The following is a 716-nucleotide window of genomic DNA, read 5'->3' as shown; positions in this document are numbered from 1 at the left end:
ATAGGTATGTTGCGTTGTTACTAATACAGGTGTATATTCAGTAATATTATATTCTTTTTTGTGAATTTATATATTCACGCGTACATGGTTTGTTCGAGAAAAAATAGTATTGCAGATAATTGATTGCACAGTATTGATGATATAACAAAAAACATAGTCCAAATGGTGGGTAGGCTTATGAAAATAGACTCGAACAAGAATTTAGGATCTGTAGGTAAGCAAAATAGCAGTGAGCTTGATTTGTTAGGTCTGTTTGATATCTTACGGCGTGAGTGGAAAATTATACTGTTTTTTGTGCTATTAGGACTAGTATCAGCTATTTTATACAGTCGCTATGTAACGCCTATATATCAGGCAGATGCACTCATACAAGTTGATGACAATTCGCAGGGGGTTTCAGGTCTTGGTGAAAACATATCTGATCTGATTGACACTGAAGAGAGCAAATCTCAAGCAGAAACAGAACTCATAAAGTCACGTATGGTATTAGATCCAGTCGTCAGTTTGCTACATCTGCAAATTCGCCTAAATGATCCTAATCTCAGTGCTATCGATAAAATCGTAGCAGATAAAATCAACACCCAATTAAATACAATCGATGATGTGTCGCTTCAAACTACTGATGGACGTGTCCGAATCAGTCAATTTGAGGTCGCTGCAGAGTATTTGGATCAGCCTTTTACCTTGATGAGATCAGGTAGTGGATTTACGTTAAG

1 protein-coding gene is annotated in these 716 nt (G+C 36.6%); it reads left to right on the top strand.

Going from position 1 to position 716, the window contains the following annotated elements:
• Positions 1-177: 177 nt before the first annotated feature.
• Positions 178-716, top strand: a 539-nt coding sequence (locus ACTXGO_RS15450; protein WP_443575140.1) for a Wzz/FepE/Etk N-terminal domain-containing protein, incomplete at its 3' end; no start/stop codon positions are given.

The organism is Psychrobacter sp. T6-1 (assembly GCF_052258445.1).
The sequence above is the reverse complement of the archived record's forward strand: the minus strand, read 5'-3'. Positions and strand labels throughout refer to the sequence as shown.